The sequence below is a fragment of the Verminephrobacter aporrectodeae subsp. tuberculatae At4 genome (genome assembly GCF_000193225.1).
Classification (GTDB): Bacteria; Pseudomonadota; Gammaproteobacteria; order Burkholderiales; family Burkholderiaceae_C; genus Acidovorax; species Acidovorax aporrectodeae.
In genome coordinates, this window is record NZ_AFAL01000188.1 from 1 (window position 1) to 993 (window position 993).

Here is a 993-nt window from a genome sequence, read left to right on the forward strand (position 1 = left end):
GCTCGGCGGCAAAGAGCTTGGCTACGGCAGCGACCTGGACATCGTGTTCGTCTTCGACGACGACGACGAGCGCGCCCCCGAGATCTACGCGGCCTTTGCGCGCAAGCTCATCAACTGGCTCACCGTGAAAACCGGCGAGGGCGGGCTCTACGAGATCGACACCGCGCTGCGGCCCAACGGCAGCGCGGGCCTGCTGGTCACGCGCTTTGCCGCCTACGCCGCCTACCAGCAGCAGCGCGGCAGCAACACCGCCTGGACCTGGGAGCACCAAGCCATGACGCGCGCACGCTTCGTTCTGGGCAGCGACGCGCTGCGCGCACGTTTCGACGCGGTGCGCGAAGCGGTCATCAGCGCGGCCCGCGACCCGCTGGCGCTGCGCGCCGAGATCGTGGGCATGCGCGAGCGGGTGCGCGCCGCGCACCCGACGCCCGCGGGGCGCTTCGACGTGAAACACAGCCCGGGCGGCATGGTGGACGCCGAGTTCGCCGTGCAGTACCTGGTGCTGTCGCGCTCCGCGCAGCACCCGCAGCTGCTGGCGAACGCCGGCAATATTGCGCTGCTGCAAGACGCGCAGCGCGCGGGCCTGCTGCCTGCGGGCGTGGGACAGGCCGCCGCCGACGCCTACCGCGCACTGCGCCGCGCGCAGCACCAGGCGCGGCTCGACGAGACGCCGACACAGCTTGCGCCGCCCGCATTGCAGGCCGAGCGCGACGCGGTGCTCGCGCTGTGGCACGCGGTCCTTGGCGCCAAACAAGGGGCGGTCGGTGCTTGATGCGGGCAGGATGGAGATGAAGAATATTGTGCATGGCCCGGTGTGATGTTCGCAGCGGGTATGGCGTAACTTTCCTGTCGATACCTCTGCGGACCCGGCGTCTTTTCCAATAATGCGACGCGCTAACGCACTCCATCTCACCGCGCAAGAACTTGCCGCCTTGGTCGAGCCGGCATTCCCCGGGGTCGCGATCGAGGCGTGGGCGCCCTGTCTGCTGGGCG

General features: G+C 69.8%; 1 protein-coding gene. It reads left to right on the forward strand.

Going from position 1 to position 993, the window contains the following annotated elements; genetic code table 11:
- Positions 1-772 (forward strand): [protein-PII] uridylyltransferase family protein (locus VTU_RS25880; protein ID WP_010101842.1); only part of this gene is annotated, 772 nt, incomplete at its 5' end.
- Between the last annotated feature and the right edge of the window lie 221 nt (positions 773-993).